The following is a 17,478-nucleotide window of genomic DNA, read 5'->3' as shown; positions in this document are numbered from 1 at the left end:
GCCCTTCAGGATTGTCGCGATCAACTTCCCGCGGACCAGACCGGAATCAGTTCATAGACAGTTCCCTCGGTCAGAGAACTGCGGTCGAACGCCGACAGCCGATTCACGGCGATAATTTCCCGGATCTCGTCGGTATAGGCCTTTCCCCGCTCCGAATAGCGATGCAGGCTCGTCGCCAGCGCCCGCCCCGACGGCAGTTGCCCCTGCATGCGCCCGGCCGCCCGCCGCTCTCGAAACTTCCTGTAGGCCGGGTTTGTATTCAGATTGCGCAGATAGCTGCGTACGGAGTAGAGCGGAGTCCGGAAAGCCGCGACCTTGTAGTCACCCTTCTCCGCGCGTTGCTCTTCCGGCCGCATGCCGTTACCGCCGAAAGTCCATTGGCCGAAGAGCGCGTTCCCCTCGACCGCGAAGCGCGACGTCCCCCAGGCGCTCTCAGAGGCGGCCTGCGCTAGGGCCAGAGACGGTGGCACAAGGTCGATCCGCCGTTCCAACGTCCGGAGTATGTCCTGCAGCGGCAAGACGTCGCCCTCTATCGGGACTTCATATTTCTTGGCAAGTTTGCGCAGCGTCTTCAGGTCGTCGGAATGAGGAGTTCGCGACTCCTCCAGCCGGCGCTTCAGCTGCAACAGGCGCGCACGCTCCAGGGCGACTTCCTCGTTCGCGATCAGGACGAGCGGCAGAATCATCTGGAAGAACAAACGCTTTTTTTCCTCCACGGAGATCTCGTGGACCGTGACCTCGCCGAACCTTTGCGGCACCTGTGTCAGGACCAGGCGGGGAACCTGCACCAGTCCGTCCTGCCAGGCATCCGCCGTGTAACCCAGGTCTTGGGTCAGACCGGACAGGTCTGAAAGAGAAACGAACTCGATCCGCTCGATTGACCGGCCGCCATAATACCGACTCGAATCCCCCGCATACTCTATGATCGCCGAAGTCCGATTTACCGCGGTACAGACCGCCAGCAGAAGCAAAGCGCCGATCAGCGCCAACGCGAAACGCCCCATTCTCACTCCCCACCCGACACGCAGTTCACCTGGCGACGACGGTGCTCCCGAAAACGTCTCGAAGCGACCTCTCGACGCCATTGAAACATAGTACGGAATACGCCGAAACTAAGGCTCGATTGAGACTGGCCTCCAAAGTCATGGTGCGAGCGGCACGGAACACATAGCATCGGCGCATCTCGAATTCTCGATGGAAGCGGGCATGAACAAAGACGCGTTCGACGGCAAGACGACCGGAACAACCAGCGCCAAACTGGTATTCGCCCTGGCGGTGACTGGCGGTATCGCATTCTGGGGTATAGCGGACACCCGGGGGCTTTCCGAATTAGCCGAGGCGGTCGTCGGGTTCTATTTCACCAGCCGCGGATGGTTCGTCATGCTGACGGTCAGCGTGCTGCTGATCGCCGCGTTTGTTCTCGCGCTGTCTCCATACGGAAAGATCGTGCTCGGAAAGGACGGTGACAGGCCCGAATTCTCGACATCTCAATGGCTCTCCATGCTGTTCGCGGCCGGGATGGGCGTCGGGCTGCTGTACTGGGGATCGGCCGAACCGATCACCCATTTTGTCTTGGCCCGAGACTACGGGAATGAAGGACAGGCGGCCATGCGCGCGCTGTTCGCAACCAATTTTCACTGGGGCCTGCATGCCTGGGCCATCTACGCCATCGTCGGCATGATCATCGCCTATTTCAGCTTTCGGCGCGATTGCCCGACGCTGCTGAGTACGCCGATCCAGCTGGTGTTCGGCAAGCGCGCCTGGACCCGGGGCGTCGGCTGGCTCAGCGACGTGATGGCAATCGTCGCCATTGCCATCGGACTCGGAGGATCTGTCGCGATGGGGGTGTTCCAGGTCCAGGGCGGAATCGAAAGCATCCTCGGCATGTCCCCCGCCGGGCTTTCCCTCGCTCTTCCCATTTTCGCCGTGCTGTGCGCCGCCTACGTGGTCCCGCTTCTGGTGTCGCTCGACCGTGGCATGTCGCTGATGTCGCAGGCCGCGATGGCAATCGCCGGGGCCCTGATGATCTTTGTCCTGCTGTCCGGACCGACCCACTACATCATGAATGCGGTCGTTGAACAGATCGGGGCCTATCTGAGCAACGTGCTGCAACAAGGTTTTGTTACCTATACCTTCTTCGACGAACGGGTCGGCGGCTGGTTCCAGTCCTGGACGCTGACCTACATGGTCTGGTGGCTTGCCTGGGCACCGTTCGTCGGCGTTTTCATCGCACGGATCTCGCGCGGACGGACGATCCGGGAATTCGTCACCGGCGTCATCCTGGTGCCGACCGCCTTCTCCATGGCCTGGTTCGGGACCTTCGGCGCTGCCGGTTTTCACGACATTCTGCGCACGCCGACCGGAATTCTCGCCGTCACGGAAAAGGATCCTGCCTATACCAGTTTCTTCCTGCTCCAGAGCCTGCAGCTGCCGACGCTGACCAGCATCGCGACCATCGTTGCGGCGTTCCTTTTCATCGTGACCAGCGTCGTCAGCGCCGCCTTCGTCCTTGGAATGTTCTCGAGTGGCGGCGATCTAAACCCAACGCGCAAGGTGAAGCTGGCCTGGGGTGTCATCCTTGGCGCACTGGGACTCGTGATGATACTTTCCGGCAGCATCGATGCGGTGAAATCGATCATCGCGCTCGGCGCCTTGCCGTTTGTCTTTATCGTCCTGCTGCTGCTGGTCTGCTTCCTCAAAGCGTTGAAAGCGGAGCGCGTGAAATGAACAGCTTCCACGTCCTCGACATGATCGGCAATGTCTTCACCTTCGCTTTCGTCGGCTTCCTTATTTACCTGTATATTCGAAGCGAGAAGGACTGAACGCGTCCCTCGACCGATTTCGATCCGACTGCCGGCCACTCGCGTAACATCTGGAGGATGTTGATCGCGAGACGCTATGAAAACCAGCCCGAAACCTGCCTCCGAGAACCGCGAGATTGTCTATTTCGATGGGTCTTGCCCGATCTGTAGCAGAGAAATTGCGGCCTATCGGCGAGTGCGCGGTGCAGAACGGATAGAGTGGCAGGATGTCAGCATCATTGAAGGCCGGCAGATAGCGGAAGACCTGAGCGCAGGGGAGGCAATGTCGCGTTTCCATTTGCGCCGGAGAGACGGAACGCTGGTCTCGGGAGCGGAGGCATTCGGCCATCTCTGGTCGGCCCTTCCCCTCTTCCGCCTGCTTGGCCGCTTTGCTCTGCTACCGCCCGTCACGTTCCTGCTCGAGCGCCTCTACCGTCTGTTCCTACCCCTCCGCAATGCCGCAACCAAGCGCCACCGGTAAGCACATGGGGCCTGAACTCAGGATCGCAGTAGTCGGGGCCGGCATGGCCGGGCTCGTCAGCGCGCGGCAGCTTGCGGATGCCGGACACGACGTCACGCTTCTGGACAAGAGCCGCGGGCTGGGCGGACGGCTTGCCAGCCGGCGCACACCTCATGGCCCCCTGGATCATGGGGCCCGGTTCATCTCACCACGAACACCCGCGTTTTCGAACTTCCTCGACGTGTCCTCAACAAACGGCGTGGCCGCATGCTGGGCGATTTCCCGGTCCGAGTCGGCTCGCCGCTTCGTGGGACTACCGACAATGAACGGCCTCGTTAAGCCGCTCGCTGCAGGAATAAGGACGCAGCTGCAATCCCACGTGACCAGAATCAGCCGCAGTAGGGACGGCTGGAGGCTGCAAATAGACGATGAGTTGTCCAAGGCCGTATTCGACCGGATCATCCTCGCCGTACCGGCGCCGCAGGCGGCCGCTTTGCTGCGAGACGCAGGAGACGCATTTTCGCCGCTCGAGAACGTCCGGATGTCCCCACGCTGGACATATCTCGCGGTTTTCGAGCGGCCATTGCAGGGGGCGACAGATCTTCCGGCGAGCGAGGACACCCGGGTCGAATGGGTCGCGCGGGATAGCGCCAAGCCCGGAAGGACGGGCGATACGGATCGATGGATCCTGCATGCAAGCGCAGAATGGACCCGCAATCATCTCGAGCTCGCGCCGGAAACAATATTGCCCGAACTGCGCGAACTGTTCGCACGCGCGGTAGGGCGTCCACTGCCGCCCGCGCTGTACGAGTCGGCGCATCGCTGGCGCTTTGCCCTTACGGATCGTGCGCTCGGACTTCCATTCCTGAGCGATCCGGAAAGCACCCTCTTTGCCTGTGGCGACTGGTGTCTCGGAGACACTGCCGAAGATGCCTTTAGAAGCGGTTCAGCCGTAGCAGAGGCGCTCCTCGAACGGGACGGCCATCCTGACGGCTCAATGCGCTCGCCCCCGCGCACAACGGCGGAAGGATGACCGAAACGCCTCAAGCCAAACCGTGAGGGAGTCACACGCCATGGCCACACGAACGCTTTGTACGGTGCCCGCATTTGTGGCGATGGCACTGGCTGTCATCGGCGCCGAAAACCTTGAGGCGAAGGATCAGGGTCTCGAGAGGTTTCTATGGGAGAACCGGCTCGTCTTGTCGTTTGCCGAAGACGGGTCCGGCGAGAACAATGCCCGTCAGCGCGCAGAACGCGACGCGGCGCGATCCGCCTGGGCCGAGCGGGATCTGTTGCTCATCGAAATAAGCGCCGGCACGGTCCGGATCGATGGCATGACCGCCCCGCGCATCGATGCGGCCGTCCTGCGCAACCGCTATGACGTCCCGGCCGGTCGTTTCACGGCGATCCTGATCGGTAAAGACGGTGGCTCGAAGCTCAGGTCCCGTGCCCCGCTCACGAACCCCGTGCTCTTTGGAGCCATTGATTCAATGCCCATGCGGCAGAACGAGATGCGGCGGCCATAGGCATATGGCTTCAAGCCGCACTCGATCGACTCTTGAGCCCACCCTTTTCCCGGATGAAAGCAGCAATTTCCCGAGCACCCTTGCCATTCTTCAATTGCGTGAAGACGAAGGGCCGATTGCCGCGCTGACGTTTCGTATCCTCCGACATCACGTCGAGATCGGCGCCGACCAGCGGCGCGAGATCCGTCTTGTTGATGACCAGAAGGTCCGACCGCGTGATCCCCGGGCCGCCCTTGCGCGGGATCTTTTCGCCGGCCGCGACGTCGATCACGTAGATCGTCAGATCCGCCAGTTCCGGGCTGAAGGTCGCGGCGAGATTGTCGCCTCCGGACTCGATCAGCGCCAGTTCGGCTTTCGGAAAGACCCCGGCCATGGTGTCTATCGCCGCCAGGTTGATCGAGGCGTCCTCACGGATCGCCGTGTGCGGACAACCGCCGGTCTCGACGCCCATGATACGCTCGGCCGCGATCGCGCCGGTGCGGGTCAGGATCTTCTGGTCCTCCTTGGTGTAAATGTCGTTGGTGATGACGAACATGTCCGTGCCGCCGCTCATCTCCCGGCACAGCATTTCGCAGAGCGCGGTCTTTCCCGAGCCCACCGGCCCGCCGATCCCGACCCGTAGCGGTCCCGTTGCCATCGTTTCCTCCTTCACGATCTGAACAGCCGGCCGTCCATGGCCTCATGCTGCAATGAACTCCATTCCGCCATCAGCGCGGCGGTACCGATATCGTCGACGCCGCACCCCCGGCTCTCCCGCCAGACTCTGTCGACCACACTCTCCAGTGCTGCGATCACCCTCTGGCCGTCGGTCTGACCGAGCGGCACAGCACGGACAGCGGCCGAGACGACATTGTGGACGAATGCTTGCAGGAACAGCGGGCCGGCAAGGTCCAGCGGGATTCCTGCGGCGGCAATCAGGGCACCGTATGCAACCGGCAACGAAGGCGCCGGAGGCAACTCGAACAGCCCGATCTCCGGCCATGCGGCGGACACCGTCTTTCGAAATGCTCCTCCCTGGGCGGTTGCCTCCAGTCGCAACTCCGAAGTCGGGATCAGGGCCAGAGCGATTTCCGCAAGATCCGAGAGCCCGGTTGCATCCCGCTCCGACGCCAGACGCCAGGCTTCCGAGAGCAGGATCGCGTCGTTACGGCCGGTGCCGAATTGAAGCAGCCCTCCGATCCAGTCTTCCAGAGTCACCGCATCGTGGACGAGGGTACTCTCGATCGCTGCCTCGATCCCGTGACTATAGCTGTAGGCGCCGATCGGGAACGCCGGAGACAACCATGATTGCAGCCGGAGTACCGCGCGTGTACCGCCGCCGTCAGCCATGGTCATGGCTATGGGAATGTCCATGTTCATGCGCATGTCCGTGCCCATGATCGTAGGCACCGCCTTCAGGCTGAAAGGTCCGCTCCGTTTCCGTGACGGTCGCGCCGAGGCCGCGCAGCATGTCGGCGATGACATGATCCGGACGCAGCAGGATCACGGTCTCGGAAATCTGCGCCGGCAGATGCCGGTTGCCGATATGCCAGGCCAGACGGAGGAGGTGATGCGGCGATGAGGCTCTTACTTCCATGACCGGCTCCGGCGCTGCGGCGACCCGCACCCAACCGCCGCCGTCTTCAAGCTCCAGTCCGTCACCGTCCGAGAGCGCGACAGCCCGTGGCAGGTCGAGGAGCACCGACGCACCCTCGTCCGTCTCAAGCCGGATGCGGCGCCTGTGCCGGTCGTCGAAGGCAAGTGTCACCTGACCGACCTGCCGCGCCCGGTCCCAGTGCCCCGCCGTCTCATGCGAGACGGCACGCCCAAGGTCTTGGATCATCGTCTCGATTTCCGTCATGCGTCTCTCAATACATGAAGTAGCGCTGCGCCATTGGCAGCTCGGTCGCCGGCTCGCAGCTCAGCAGTTCGCCGTCGGCCCGCACCTCGTAGGTCTCCGGGTCGACCGAGATTTCCGGTGTCGCGTCGTTCAGGATCATCGACTTCTTGGTAATCCCCGCCCGCGTGTTGCGCACCGGAAGGACGTCTTTCTCGAGCCCGAAACGCGCCGCCACGCCGTCCTCCATCGCCGCGTCACTGACAAAGGTCACCGAACTCTTCGTGAGGGCGCGGCCGAAGCTGCCGAACATCGGCCTGTAATGCTGCGGCTGCGGCGTCGGGATCGAGGCGTTCGGGTCGCCCATGATGGCCGCGGCGATGGTGCCGCATTTCAGCACCATGTCGGGCTTCACCCCGAAGAAGGCCGGGGACCAGATCACGAGATCGGCCAGCTTGCCGATCTCGACCGAACCCACATGCGCGTCGACACCCTGGGCGATCGCCGGGTTGATGGTGTATTTCGCGACATAGCGACGGGCGCGGAAATTGTCGTTCTCGCCTTTCTCCTGTGGCAGACGGCCGAACTGCTTCTTCATCTTGTCCGCGGTCTGCCAGGTGCGGATCAGCACCTCGCCGACCCGCCCCATCGCCTGGCTGTCGGACGCGATGATCGAGAAGGCGCCGCGGTCATGCAGGATGTCCTCCGCCGCGATGGTCTCCCGCCTGATCCGGCTTTCGGCAAAGGCGACATCTTCCGGAATGCTCTTCGAGAGATGATGGCAGACCATCAGCATGTCGAGATGCTCGTCGATCGTGTTCACCGTGAAGGGCCGCGTCGGATTGGTCGAGGACGGGATCACATTGTCGAGACCGCAGACCTTTATGATGTCCGGTGCATGGCCGCCGCCCGCTCCCTCGGTATGAAAGGCGTGGATGGTACGGCCCTTGAAGGCGTTGACCGTGTTCTCGACGAAACCGGACTCGTTCAGGGTGTCGGTATGGATCAGGACCTGCACATCCATCTCGTCGGCGACGGAAAGGCATGTGTCGATCGCGGCCGGCGTGGTGCCCCAGTCCTCGTGCAGCTTGAGACCGCAGGCGCCGGCCCGGACCTGCTCGCGCAGGCCCGCCGGTTCGCTGGCATTGCCCTTGCCGAAGAAGCCGAGATTCATCGGAAAGGCATCCGCCGCCTGCAGCATGCGCTCCATGTGCCAAGGGCCCGGCGTGCAGGTCGTGGCATTGGTGCCGGTCGCAGGCCCCGTGCCGCCGCCCATCATGGTGGTGACGCCGGAATTCAGCGCCTCGTCGATCTGCTGCGGGCAGATGAAATGGATATGCACATCGAGCCCGCCGGCGGTGACGATCTTGCCTTCGCCCGCGATCGCCTCGGTGCCCGGTCCGACAATGATGTTCACGCCGCTCTGCACGTCCGGGTTGCCGGCCTTGCCGATGGCGAAGATGCGGCCGTCCTTGATGCCGATATCGGCCTTCACCACGCCCCAGTGATCGAGGATCAGGGCGTTGGTGATCACCGTGTCGACGGCGCCCTCCGCGCGGCTGACCTGGGATTGTCCCATGCCGTCACGGATCACCTTGCCGCCGCCGAACTTCACCTCCTCGCCGTAGAAGGTCCGGTCCTCCTCGACCTCGATGAAGAGGTCGGTGTCGGCAAGACGTACCTTGTCGCCGACGGTCGGACCGAACATGCCCGCATAGTCCTGCCGCGAAATCCTGTATGGCATCTCAGGCGCCCTCCCCGGCCTTTTGAGTGCCGTCCAGCGGCCCCATGACCGCCTGGTTGAAACCGTAGACTTTCCGGTCGCCCTGGAACGGCACGAGTTCAACCGCTCGCGTCTGGCCCGGCTCGAAACGGACGGCGGTGCCCGAAGGGATATCGAGCCGGCGTCCGCGTGCCGCCTCGCGGTCGAAGGACAGCCCCGGATTGGTTTCCGCGAAATGGTAGTGCGAGCCGACCTGGACCGGTCGGTCGCCGGTATTCGCGACCTCGATGGTGATCGCCTCCGCGCCGTCATTCAGGACGATCTCGCCCTCGGCTGCGATGATTTCCCCTGGGATCATGGCATCCTCCTAGCGGATCGGGTTATGAACGGTGACCAGCTTGGTCCCGTCCGGAAAGGTGGCCTCGACCTGGACTTCGTCGATCATCTCCGCAATGCCCTCCATGACGTCGGCTTTCTGAACCACCGTCGCGCCGGCGGCCATCAGGTCGGCGACGGATCGCCCGTCCCGCGCACCCTCGACCACGTAGTCGGTGATCAGCGCGATCGCTTCCGGATAGTTCAGCTTCACGCCGCGCTCCAGCCGGCCGCGCGCGACCATGGCCGCGAGCGAGACCAGCAGCTTGTCCTTTTCCCTCGGTGTCAGGTTCACCTCAGCCTCTCCCCCGTTACCTCGTTCATATTCGCCAGATGACCGGCAACCGTTCCGGCCGGCCGAGCCAGCGCGCCCGGGCCTTGCCCCAGAAATGCCCGACCGCCTCGCGCAGCCGCATGGCATCGCCGTCAAGCCAGCGCATCGTCAGCAGATGATCGTCGATCGCGGTCGCGCCCGCGCGTGTCTCGGGCCCGCATTGCATCATGACATCGCGCACCCAATCGAGTTCCCCCGACGCGCCTCGCCGGGCAAAAAGCGCCGTCGCGAAACAGGAAACACCGCGCATGGCGGACGCGGGTCCCGCAGCCGCGGCCGCGTCGCGCAGGTCAAATCGGTCGGCCCAGACCAGCTTGCCGTCGCGCCTCAGATCCCAGTGTTCGCGGTAGCGACCGCTGGAAACGGTCTCGCCCATGGCGGACCGTCCGAGCACCGAGATCGCTCCGGCGAGCAGTGTCGCGCTCCCGGCCAGTTCGAAGCCCACGCTTTGGCGAAAAATCGCGCGGTCGAACAGGATCGTGCCCTGTGGCAGCCATTCGAGTGCCGCGCCGTCACCGAGTTTGAATGCCAGTCGGTTCTCCGCTTCGGCGCCCGTCGAGCGATACACCTTTTCAGCAGCCTGCGCCGCCACGGACAACGTTGCGCCGGATGCCAGATCGATCGCAGTCTCGTACCTGTCACCACCGACGATCCCGCCGGAGAGATTGGCGATGACTGCCGTCAGCGCCTCTCCGACGCCCGGCTTCGGCGTCAGGATGCGCAGCGGCTGAGCAGCATAGAGGTCGGCAACCGAAGACCGGTCATCCGCATGCACAACGGAAAGGCGCGCGACCCCGCGGGTCGTGGGTCCCAGGGACGATGTGAGCGTCGCTGGAGCGGCAATGTTCAAGACCGCATCCCCTTATCCGCAAAGACCATGATGCACCCCGTTCCCGCTGCATATGCAGCACCGCATTTCTTGCTCCATACGGCAAGCTTCATGCCAACGGGCAGAGCCGCTCGAATCAAAGCCTAGCAGCCGGAAACCTGCAACCTTCGGTGTCCCTCAACCACCATCTTCGCACAAGGCAGCAGCAACTAGCGGAAAGGTGCCCAATCGTTAGGCACTCATCGCGCTCTCCCGGCAGCCGAGCGCTCGCCATAGATGACAACGAATGTCACTTTACAAAATTGTGCGTCGCACCATAATTTCGCAAACGCAGCATTCAGGAGTTCGCGATGTTCTCGCTGGAAGGCACGACCGCACTGATCGTCGGCATTGCGAATGACCAGTCCATCGCCTGGGGTTGTGCCAAGGCCCTGAGGGAAAGAGGGGCAAAACTCGCCGTCACCTATCTCAACGAGAAAGCCGAGCCCCATGTCCGCCCGCTCGCGGAACAGTTGGAAGCGGACATCGTCTTGCCGCTGGACGTCCGTGACGGTCACCAGACGGACACGCTCTTCGCGGAAATCGACAACCGCTGGGGACGTCTCGACACACTGCTTCACTCCATCGCCTTCTGCCCGAAAGAGGATCTGCACGGCCGTGTGATCGACTGTTCGGCGGAAGGCTTCGCAGCAGCGATGGACGTGTCGGTACACTCCTTCCTGCGCCTGATTCGCCGCTCCGAACCTCTCATGCGTGATGGCGGAACCTGCATGACCGTTTCCTTCCATGGCGCGGACCGCGTGGTCGATCACTACAACATCATGGGTCCGGTCAAGGCGGCGCTGGAATCTGCGACACGCTACGTCGCCGCAGAACTCGGCCCGAAAGGCATCTCCGTCCATGCCCTCTCCCCGGGCCCGCTCAGGACCCGGGCCGCGTCGGGGATCGATTACTTCGACGAACTGATGAACGCGGCCGCGGAACGCGCGCCAACCCATCGCCTGGCGACCATCGACGACGTCGGTGCCTTCGCAACTTTTCTCGCCAGCCGCGAGGCGGCGAACGTAACCGGCGGCGTCCACCACATAGACGGCGGCTACAGCGTCGTCGCCTGAGGCGGCGAACGGCACTGCAACTTCCGTATTTCGGTTTGACAAGATCGCACCCGCGGCGCTCAAACTAGCAACGGGGAGTCGCAGCCAATATTTCAGACCAAATCAAGAAACGTATTGATTACAATGGATCCCGCACTGCATCGGCGGTGACCGGCGAATGCGTTGCGGCAAGGGGGCAAGCTCTGTTCAGGACATCGGACCATAATCAAAAGGGCGAGAATCCCTCTCAAGGCTGGCGCCGAGCGATACCGCAAGAAATGGCAGCGAGTGAACCGGAAGTTCCGTCCGATCGCCAACTGGTAGCGTGACCCGCATGGGAGCAAGCCCTGAGCAGCGACAGAGCGTAAGCGTCCATCTCGCCAGGCTCGTCATCCTGTGGGCGGTCATTCTCGGGCTCGTCGTCGGTACGCTCGAAGTCACGCTCGAATACATCAAGCTCCGCACAACACTGTTCGAACATTCGGAACAGGTCACGAAAGCCTTCGGGGATATCGCGGCGCGCGCGGCCGCCAATCGCGACCGCAATCTCGCAGAGGAGATCGCGGACGGATTGCTGGAGTTCAAATCCATCGCTTCGGTCGAACTGAGCGACGAAACCGGCAATGTTCTGGCCTGGAAGGAATGCGGAGAGGTCCAGACGTTCGCGTCGTGGCTCCCCTTCGAGATCCCGTCTGCCGAAGAGACCATTCTGCTCGAACTGTCCCCGCCGTCGAGCGGCGGCGAGGCCAAAGGATATCTGAAGGTGACGGCTTCGTCCGCTCAGGCGACCCAGAACTGGGCGAGCCAGATCGGTATGGTATTGATCAGTGTGCTGTTCGGCACCGTTCTCCTCGCCGGAACCCTGCTCCTCGTCTCGCACCTCTACGTGACCCGCCCCATGCTGCGCCTCGCCGAGACCTTTCGCCGCCTCGATGTGAGCGAGCCGAAGCAAAGTCCGCTGCCGGACCCGGAAAGCTTCCGGTTCCGGGAATTTCGCGAGATTGCGGAGAACGGCGTTCGGCTGATGCGCGATATCACGCGAAATTCCGAAGTACGTGACCTCACGGCGAACGAGCTCTATCGCAGCCAGAAGCGGCTGCAGGACTTCGCGGAGATTTCATCCGACTGGTTCTGGGAATCCGACCGCGACGGCGGCATTACCTATATTTCCCCGAGTTTTACCAAGACCCTGAGCAAGAAGTCCGGCGAAATCTACGGACGCACGATTGCAGAGACCACATCCGAAGCCACCAACACGCCGAAATGGCACAAACTGGAGGAAATCCGGCGCCAGAGGCGGCAGTTCAGGGACTTTCACTATGACATGGAAATCCAGCCCGGCGACGTGAAAACCGTCAGCATCAACGGTCGCCCCTTCTATGACGAGGCCGGCACCTTCATCGGCTATCGCGGGACCGGCGCCGATGTCACCAACGAACGACTGATCGCAGAGGCCCGGAACGAAGCGTTGCAGAGGGCGGAACAGGCGAGCCGTGCCAAGTCCGAGTTCCTGGCAACGATGAGTCACGAATTCCGGACGCCTCTGAATGCGATCATCGGCTTCAGTTCCCTGCTCTCGATGCCGGAACTCCTGAAAGCCGGCACGGATCGCGTTACGGAATATTCCACCGCCATCAACGAGAGCGGACAGCACATGCTGGCGCTCGTGAACGACATCCTCGACATCTCCGCGATCGAGGCGGGCAAACGGGTGCTCAACCTCGAAGAGGTCGAGATCGACAGACTGGTTGCACATTGTCTTTCACAGATCGAGAGCCAGGCTGGCGCAAAGAACATCGCGCTGGACGTACAGCAGAGTACCGAGACCGGCACGATGATCTCGGACGAGCGGTCGATACGCCAGATCCTGCTCAATCTGCTGTCGAACGCAGTGAAATTCACCCCGAGCGGCGGAAAGGTCGGCATCTTCGTCGATCAGACTGGCGAAGACATCGTCTTTCGTGTCTCGGACAACGGGATCGGCATCTCGGAGGAACGACTGCCGACGATCGCAGAGCCTTTCTCGCACTCCGCCATCCACCCGCATGTCGCCAAGGAAGGAACCGGGCTCGGCCTCTCGATCGTCCGTTCCCTCGCGAGTCTTCTCGACGGGTCGTTCGCGATCGACAGCGCGGTCGAGATCGGAACGACGGTCACCGTCCGTCTGCCGAGGGACGGCGGATTGTCACGCGACGAGACGCAGACGGCCTGAGAGAGGCGGTGAGCAGCTAGACCGTCAGGTGACCGCGAACAGCCGTTTCGGACAACGCCGATTTGGCACCGGCCAGCACGATCTCGCCCCGGTCCATCACCGCGATTTCGTCCGCAAGATGCTGCGCGAATTCGAAATACTGCTCGACCAGGATCACCGCCATGTCCCCCCGCGAGGCAAGCAGCGCGATGATCCGCTCGATGTCCTTGATGATAGAAGGCTGAATGCCTTCCGTCGGCTCGTCCAGTACCAGTAGGCTCGGCCGCAGTACCAGCGCGCGGGCGATCGCGAGTTGCTGCTGCTGTCCCCCGGAAAGATCGCCGCCGCGCCGGTTCATCATCTGCTTCAGCACCGGAAACAGCTCGAAGATCTCATCCGGAATCGAGCGCTCGGAACGCTTGAGCGCGGCATATCCGGTCTTGAGATTCTCCTCGACCGTCAGCAGCGGGAAGATCTCCCGGCCCTGCGGGACGAAGGCGACACCCGCCGCCGCCCGCTTGTGAACCGGTAGGGACAGCAGGTCGATATCGTCCCAGGTTATGCTCCCGGCGCTCGGATTTTCGAGCCCGGTTACGGCGCGCATCAGGCTGGTTTTGCCGACCCCATTGCGCCCGAGGACGCAGGTGATCTTGCCCCTCTCGGCCGTCAGGTCGATGCCGCGCAGTGCGTGACTCGCGCCGTAATGCAGGTGCAATGCGGAAACCTTCAGCATGTCAACGCCCCAGATAAACTTCGATCACGCGCGGATCGCTCTGCACCTGGTCCATTGCCCCCTCGGCGAGGACCGAGCCCTCATGCAGAACGGTCACCTTCACGCCGAGCGCGCGAACGAACGCCATGTCGTGCTCCACGACGACGATCGAGCGTTCGCCCTGCAGGTCCCGCAGCAACTCCACGGTGCCTTCCGTCTCCGCATCGGTCATGCCGGCGACCGGCTCGTCGAGGAACAGAAGTTCGGGGTCCTGGACCAGCAGCATGCCGATCTCCAGCCACTGTTTCTGGCCGTGCGAAAGCTGGCCGGCGAGCCGCCCCTTCTGTTCCGCGAGCCCGATGCGCTCGAGAGTCGCGTCGATCTTCTCGCGACGTCCGGTGTCGAGGCGGTCGAAGAGGCAGGCAAGAGGGCGCCGGTCCGATTTGATGGCGAGCTCCAGATTGCCGAAGACGGTATGGTTTTCGAACACACTCGGACGCTGGAACTTGCGACCGATGCCGAGCGCGACCACGTCGGCCTCGTCCCGTTTCCCGAGATCGATGTCTCCCTTGAAAATGACACGCCCCGCATCCGGCTTCGTCTTGCCGGTGATGACGTCCATCATCGTGGTCTTGCCGGCACCATTCGGCCCGATGATCGCGCGCATCTCGCCCGGCTCGACCGTGAAGCTCAGATTGTTGAGCGCCTTGAAGCCGTCGAAGCTGACGGTGACGCCGTCGACATAGAGCTGCGATTCCGCGTAGGAGGCCTTGCCTGTGACCGTCATTCTCCCGCCTCCCTGGCAAGCGGGGCAGCCGGGCTCGAACCGCTCCCCGAACGCGCCCTGGCCTTCAGCCAGTCGAGCGTGCCCGGCAGGCTGCCGACCAGCCCCTTCGGGAAGAACAGGGTGACGGCGATGAACATGCCGCCAAGGGCGAAGAGCCAGATTTCCGGAATCAGACCGGTGAGCACCGTCTTGGCGTAATTCACCAGCACGCCACCGGCGATCGCGCCGTAAAGCGTTCCACGGCCACCGATCGCGACCCAGATCACCGCCTCGATCGAGTTCGCCGGCGCGAATTCGCCCGGGTTGATGATCCCGACCTGCGGGACGTACAGCGCGCCGGCGAGCCCGGCGATCATCGCCGAGAGAACGAAGACGAAGAGTTTGAAATTCTCCACCCGGTAGCCGAGAAAGCGCACCCGTGCCTCGTCGTCGCGGACCGCCGCAATCAGGCGGCCCAGCTTGGAGGCGACGATGGCGCGGCACATCAGATAGCAGCCGCCGAGCGCGACGCAGGTCGCGGCCAGCAGTGCGGCCCGCGTGGTATCCGCCTGCAGGTCGAACCCGAGCAGGTCCTTGAAATCGGTCAGCCCGTTGTTGCCGCCGAAGCCCATGTCGTTGCGGAAGAAGGCCAGCATCAAAGCGTAGGTCATCGCCTGGGTGATGATCGAGAGGTAGACCCCGCTGACCCGCGAGCGGAAGGCGAGCCAGCCGAACACGAATGCCAGCAGTCCCGGGACGAACAGGGCCATCACCACGGCGAAGGGAAACAGGTCGAAGCCGTACCAGTACCAGGGCAGCTCTTTCCAGTTCAGAAACACCATGAAATCCGGCAGTTCCGCGTTGCCATAAACGCCACGGTCGCCGATCTGCCGCATCATGTGCATGCCCATGGCGTAACCGCCGAGGGCGAAGAACGCACCGTGGCCGAGGCTGAGAATGCCGCAGTAGCCCCAGATCAGGTCGATCGAAAGCGCCAGCATGGCGAAGCAGAGATACTTGCCGATCAGGCTGACGAGATAAGTCGGCACATGCAGGGCCGACCCTTCCGCCACCGTCAGGTTGAGAACCGGAACCAGGACCGCGATGCCCGCAAGGATGGTCAGCAGGATGACGCTTGCCAGCCGTCCCTTGCCCGGCGCCTGCGGTTGCGGCGCGTAAAGGCGTTGCAGCAGCGACATGGGATCAGTTCTCCACTGCACGGCCGCGCAGGGCGAAGAGGCCCCGCGGGCGTTTCTGGATAAAGAGGATGATGGCCACCAGCACCAGGATCTTGCCGAGCACCGCTCCGGCCCAGGGCTCCAGAAGCTTGTTCACCACGCCGAGCGACATCGCCCCGGCGAAGGCGCCCCACAGATTTCCGACACCGCCGAACACCACGACCATGAAGCTGTCGACGATATAAGCCTGACCGAGATTGGGGCTGACATTGTCGATCTGGCTGAGCGCCACGCCCGCGATGCCGGCGATACCGGAACCGAGGCCGAAGGTCATCGCATCGACCCGCCCGGTCGGAATGCCCATCGCCCGCGCCATCTCGCGGTTCTGCGTCACGGCCCGCATCTGCAGGCCGAAGGCGGACTTCTTCAGGACAAGAAGCACGGCGCCGAGCACGCAGAACGAGAAGAGGATGATGTAGAGCCGGTTGTAGGTCAGCGTGATGCCGGCAACGGACTCCATAGCGCCCTGCATCCATTCCGGCGCGCCGACCTCGCGGTTCGTCGGGCCGAAGATCGAGCGTACCGTCTGCTGCAGGATCAGGCTGATCCCCCAGGTCGCGAGCAGCGTTTCGAGTGGCCGGCCGTAGAGGAAACGGATGCAGCCGCGCTCCATTGCCACCCCGACCGAGGCGGAAACCAGGAAAGCCGCGGGAAGCGCGACCGCGAGCGACCAGCCGAAGAGTTCGGGCGCGGCGGAACGGAAAGCTTCCTGGATCACGAAAGTGGTGTAGGCCCCAAGCATCACCATTTCCCCATGCGCCATGTTGATCACCCCCATCACCCCGAAGGTGATGGCAAGTCCCATGGCGGCAAGCAGCAGAACGGAGCCAAGGCTGATGCCCTGATAGAGGTGCTCGACGGTGCGCCACATCTGCAGCCGCTGCTCCATCGAAGCCAGCGTTTCCCCGGCGGCAGCGCGGACCGTCTCGTCCGCTTCCCGCCAGACGTCGCCGTCCTTGAGGAGCAGTCTGGAGAGCATCACCCGGCTTTCCGGATCGGTCCGGTCCGCGAGCGACCGGACCGCGGCGAGCCGTTCGCCTGCGCTTTCCGACTGCAGCTTGACGGAAGCCTCGGCAAGCTGCAGCGCGTTCTTCACCGCAGCGTCCGTTTCTTCTGCGAGCGCCTGCTCGATCAGAGGCAGCATCGACTGGTCGGCGGATTTCAGGAGTCCCCGCGCCCCTTCGAGCCGCCGCTGCGGATCGGGACTCATCAAGGTCAGCGTTCCCATCACCGCTTTGACGGACGAGCGCAGCTTGTTGTTGGTCTTCACGCGTCTGACGTCGCGCGTCCCGGCCTGTCCGAGATCCGCTCCGGTAATCGGATCGGTGAGGTGCATCTTGCCGTCGGCCCTACGGCCGATAACGACCTTGTCGTCGCTCTTGCGGGTATAGAGATCACGCCCGACCAGGGCTTCCAGGATCGGCACGACTCCCGGTTCCCCGGTCTCGATCATGCGATCGACGACCGCCTGCTTCTTCGAGAGTCTGGCGGCTCCCAGCTCGGTGACCAGAGCCTCGAGATCCTCGGCCGCCTGGACGGCGATCGGCACCAGCAGCGCCATTGCTGTGAAGAGGACCATCAGGACCCCGAAGCGGAAACGCCCAATCCTGCGG

At 63.1% G+C, this 17,478-nt stretch carries 18 protein-coding genes; 6 read left to right on the top strand and 12 right to left on the bottom strand.

Annotated elements, in window-relative coordinates; genetic code table 11:
• Nucleotides 1-20 precede the first annotated feature (20 nt).
• Nucleotides 21-1,004 (bottom strand): glucosaminidase domain-containing protein, encoded by a 984-nt coding sequence (locus tag ACOOE1_RS01055; protein WP_420404490.1) that lies wholly within the window; start codon nucleotides 1,002-1,004, stop codon nucleotides 21-23.
• Between the two features lie 202 nt (nucleotides 1,005-1,206).
• On the opposite strand from ACOOE1_RS01055, the gene ACOOE1_RS01050 reads away from it, so the two are divergent.
• From ACOOE1_RS01050 to ACOOE1_RS01035, 4 genes are all read left to right on the top strand, one after another.
• Complete coding sequence (locus ACOOE1_RS01050) at nucleotides 1,207-2,727, top strand: BCCT family transporter (RefSeq protein WP_420404489.1); 1,521 nt, start codon at nucleotides 1,207-1,209, stop codon at nucleotides 2,725-2,727.
• 171 nt (nucleotides 2,728-2,898) lie between these two features.
• Nucleotides 2,899-3,282: a thiol-disulfide oxidoreductase DCC family protein gene (locus ACOOE1_RS01045; protein WP_420404488.1), complete on the top strand. Its 384-nt coding sequence runs from the start codon at nucleotides 2,899-2,901 to the stop codon at nucleotides 3,280-3,282.
• Nucleotides 3,257-4,294, top strand: a complete 1,038-nt coding sequence (locus ACOOE1_RS01040) for an NAD(P)/FAD-dependent oxidoreductase (protein ID WP_420404487.1) — start codon at nucleotides 3,257-3,259, stop codon at nucleotides 4,292-4,294. The genes ACOOE1_RS01045 and ACOOE1_RS01040 overlap by 26 nt, the downstream gene beginning before the upstream one ends.
• Before the next feature lie 40 nt (nucleotides 4,295-4,334).
• Nucleotides 4,335-4,787 (top strand): DUF4174 domain-containing protein, encoded by a 453-nt coding sequence (locus ACOOE1_RS01035; RefSeq protein ID WP_420404486.1) that lies wholly within the window; start codon nucleotides 4,335-4,337, stop codon nucleotides 4,785-4,787.
• Between the two features lie 10 nt (nucleotides 4,788-4,797).
• On the opposite strand, the gene ureG is transcribed toward ACOOE1_RS01035, so the two are convergent.
• The 7 genes from ureG to ACOOE1_RS01000 are packed head-to-tail and all read right to left on the bottom strand — an operon-like array spanning nucleotide 4,798 to nucleotide 9,885.
• Complete coding sequence (gene ureG, locus ACOOE1_RS01030) at nucleotides 4,798-5,424, bottom strand: urease accessory protein UreG (RefSeq protein ID WP_420404485.1); 627 nt, start codon at nucleotides 5,422-5,424, stop codon at nucleotides 4,798-4,800.
• A gap of 11 nt (nucleotides 5,425-5,435) precedes the next feature.
• A complete protein-coding gene (locus ACOOE1_RS01025) occupies nucleotides 5,436-6,146 on the bottom strand; it encodes an urease accessory protein UreF (RefSeq protein WP_420404484.1) in 711 nt (236 codons plus the stop codon).
• Entirely contained in the window at nucleotides 6,109-6,609 is a 501-nt protein-coding gene (ureE, locus tag ACOOE1_RS01020) for an urease accessory protein UreE (protein WP_420404483.1), read from the bottom strand. Before ureE ends, ACOOE1_RS01025 begins: the two co-directional genes overlap by 38 nt.
• A gap of 25 nt (nucleotides 6,610-6,634) precedes the next feature.
• Complete coding sequence (ureC, locus tag ACOOE1_RS01015; protein ID WP_420404482.1) at nucleotides 6,635-8,347, bottom strand: urease subunit alpha; 1,713 nt, start codon at nucleotides 8,345-8,347, stop codon at nucleotides 6,635-6,637.
• A gap of 1 nt (nucleotide 8,348) precedes the next feature.
• Complete coding sequence (locus tag ACOOE1_RS01010) at nucleotides 8,349-8,684, bottom strand: urease subunit beta (RefSeq protein ID WP_420404481.1); 336 nt, start codon at nucleotides 8,682-8,684, stop codon at nucleotides 8,349-8,351.
• 9 nt (nucleotides 8,685-8,693) lie between these two features.
• The gene (locus ACOOE1_RS01005) at nucleotides 8,694-8,996 is read right to left on the bottom strand and encodes an urease subunit gamma (RefSeq protein WP_420404480.1); all 303 of its coding nucleotides are present in this window, start codon (nucleotides 8,994-8,996) and stop codon (nucleotides 8,694-8,696) included.
• Between the two features lie 25 nt (nucleotides 8,997-9,021).
• The gene (locus tag ACOOE1_RS01000) at nucleotides 9,022-9,885 is read right to left on the bottom strand and encodes an urease accessory protein UreD (protein ID WP_420404479.1); all 864 of its coding nucleotides are present in this window, start codon (nucleotides 9,883-9,885) and stop codon (nucleotides 9,022-9,024) included.
• Nucleotides 9,886-10,214: 329 nt separating this feature from the next.
• On the opposite strand from ACOOE1_RS01000, the gene fabI reads away from it, so the two are divergent.
• Both fabI and ACOOE1_RS00990 read left to right on the top strand, forming a co-directional pair.
• Complete coding sequence (gene fabI, locus ACOOE1_RS00995) at nucleotides 10,215-10,979, top strand: enoyl-ACP reductase FabI (protein WP_420404478.1); 765 nt, start codon at nucleotides 10,215-10,217, stop codon at nucleotides 10,977-10,979.
• A 313-nt stretch (nucleotides 10,980-11,292) separates the two neighbouring features.
• Nucleotides 11,293-13,170, top strand: a complete 1,878-nt coding sequence (locus ACOOE1_RS00990; protein WP_420404477.1) for an ATP-binding protein — start codon at nucleotides 11,293-11,295, stop codon at nucleotides 13,168-13,170.
• 16 nt (nucleotides 13,171-13,186) lie between these two features.
• On the opposite strand, the gene urtE is transcribed toward ACOOE1_RS00990, so the two are convergent.
• Genes urtE through urtB form a run of 4 tightly spaced genes read right to left on the bottom strand, consistent with a single transcriptional unit; the run spans nucleotide 13,187 to nucleotide 17,444 of the window.
• The gene (gene urtE / locus ACOOE1_RS00985) at nucleotides 13,187-13,882 is read right to left on the bottom strand and encodes an urea ABC transporter ATP-binding subunit UrtE (RefSeq protein ID WP_420404476.1); all 696 of its coding nucleotides are present in this window, start codon (nucleotides 13,880-13,882) and stop codon (nucleotides 13,187-13,189) included.
• Between the two features lies 1 nt (nucleotide 13,883).
• Nucleotides 13,884-14,648 carry an urea ABC transporter ATP-binding protein UrtD gene (urtD, locus tag ACOOE1_RS00980; RefSeq protein WP_420404475.1) on the bottom strand — a complete coding sequence of 255 codons (765 nt, stop codon included), beginning with the start codon at nucleotides 14,646-14,648 and terminating at the stop codon, nucleotides 13,884-13,886.
• Complete coding sequence (gene urtC / locus ACOOE1_RS00975) at nucleotides 14,645-15,826, bottom strand: urea ABC transporter permease subunit UrtC (RefSeq protein ID WP_420404474.1); 1,182 nt, start codon at nucleotides 15,824-15,826, stop codon at nucleotides 14,645-14,647. The genes urtD and urtC overlap by 4 nt, the downstream gene beginning before the upstream one ends.
• Before the next feature lie 4 nt (nucleotides 15,827-15,830).
• Nucleotides 15,831-17,444 carry an urea ABC transporter permease subunit UrtB gene (gene urtB, locus ACOOE1_RS00970; RefSeq protein WP_420404473.1) on the bottom strand — a complete coding sequence of 538 codons (1,614 nt, stop codon included), beginning with the start codon at nucleotides 17,442-17,444 and terminating at the stop codon, nucleotides 15,831-15,833.
• Nucleotides 17,445-17,478: the final 34 nt, after the last annotated feature.

The organism is Nisaea sp., assembly GCF_965216895.1.
Taxonomy (GTDB): Bacteria; Pseudomonadota; Alphaproteobacteria; order Thalassobaculales; family Thalassobaculaceae; genus Nisaea.
This window is presented reverse-complemented; position numbering and strand designations above follow the sequence as displayed.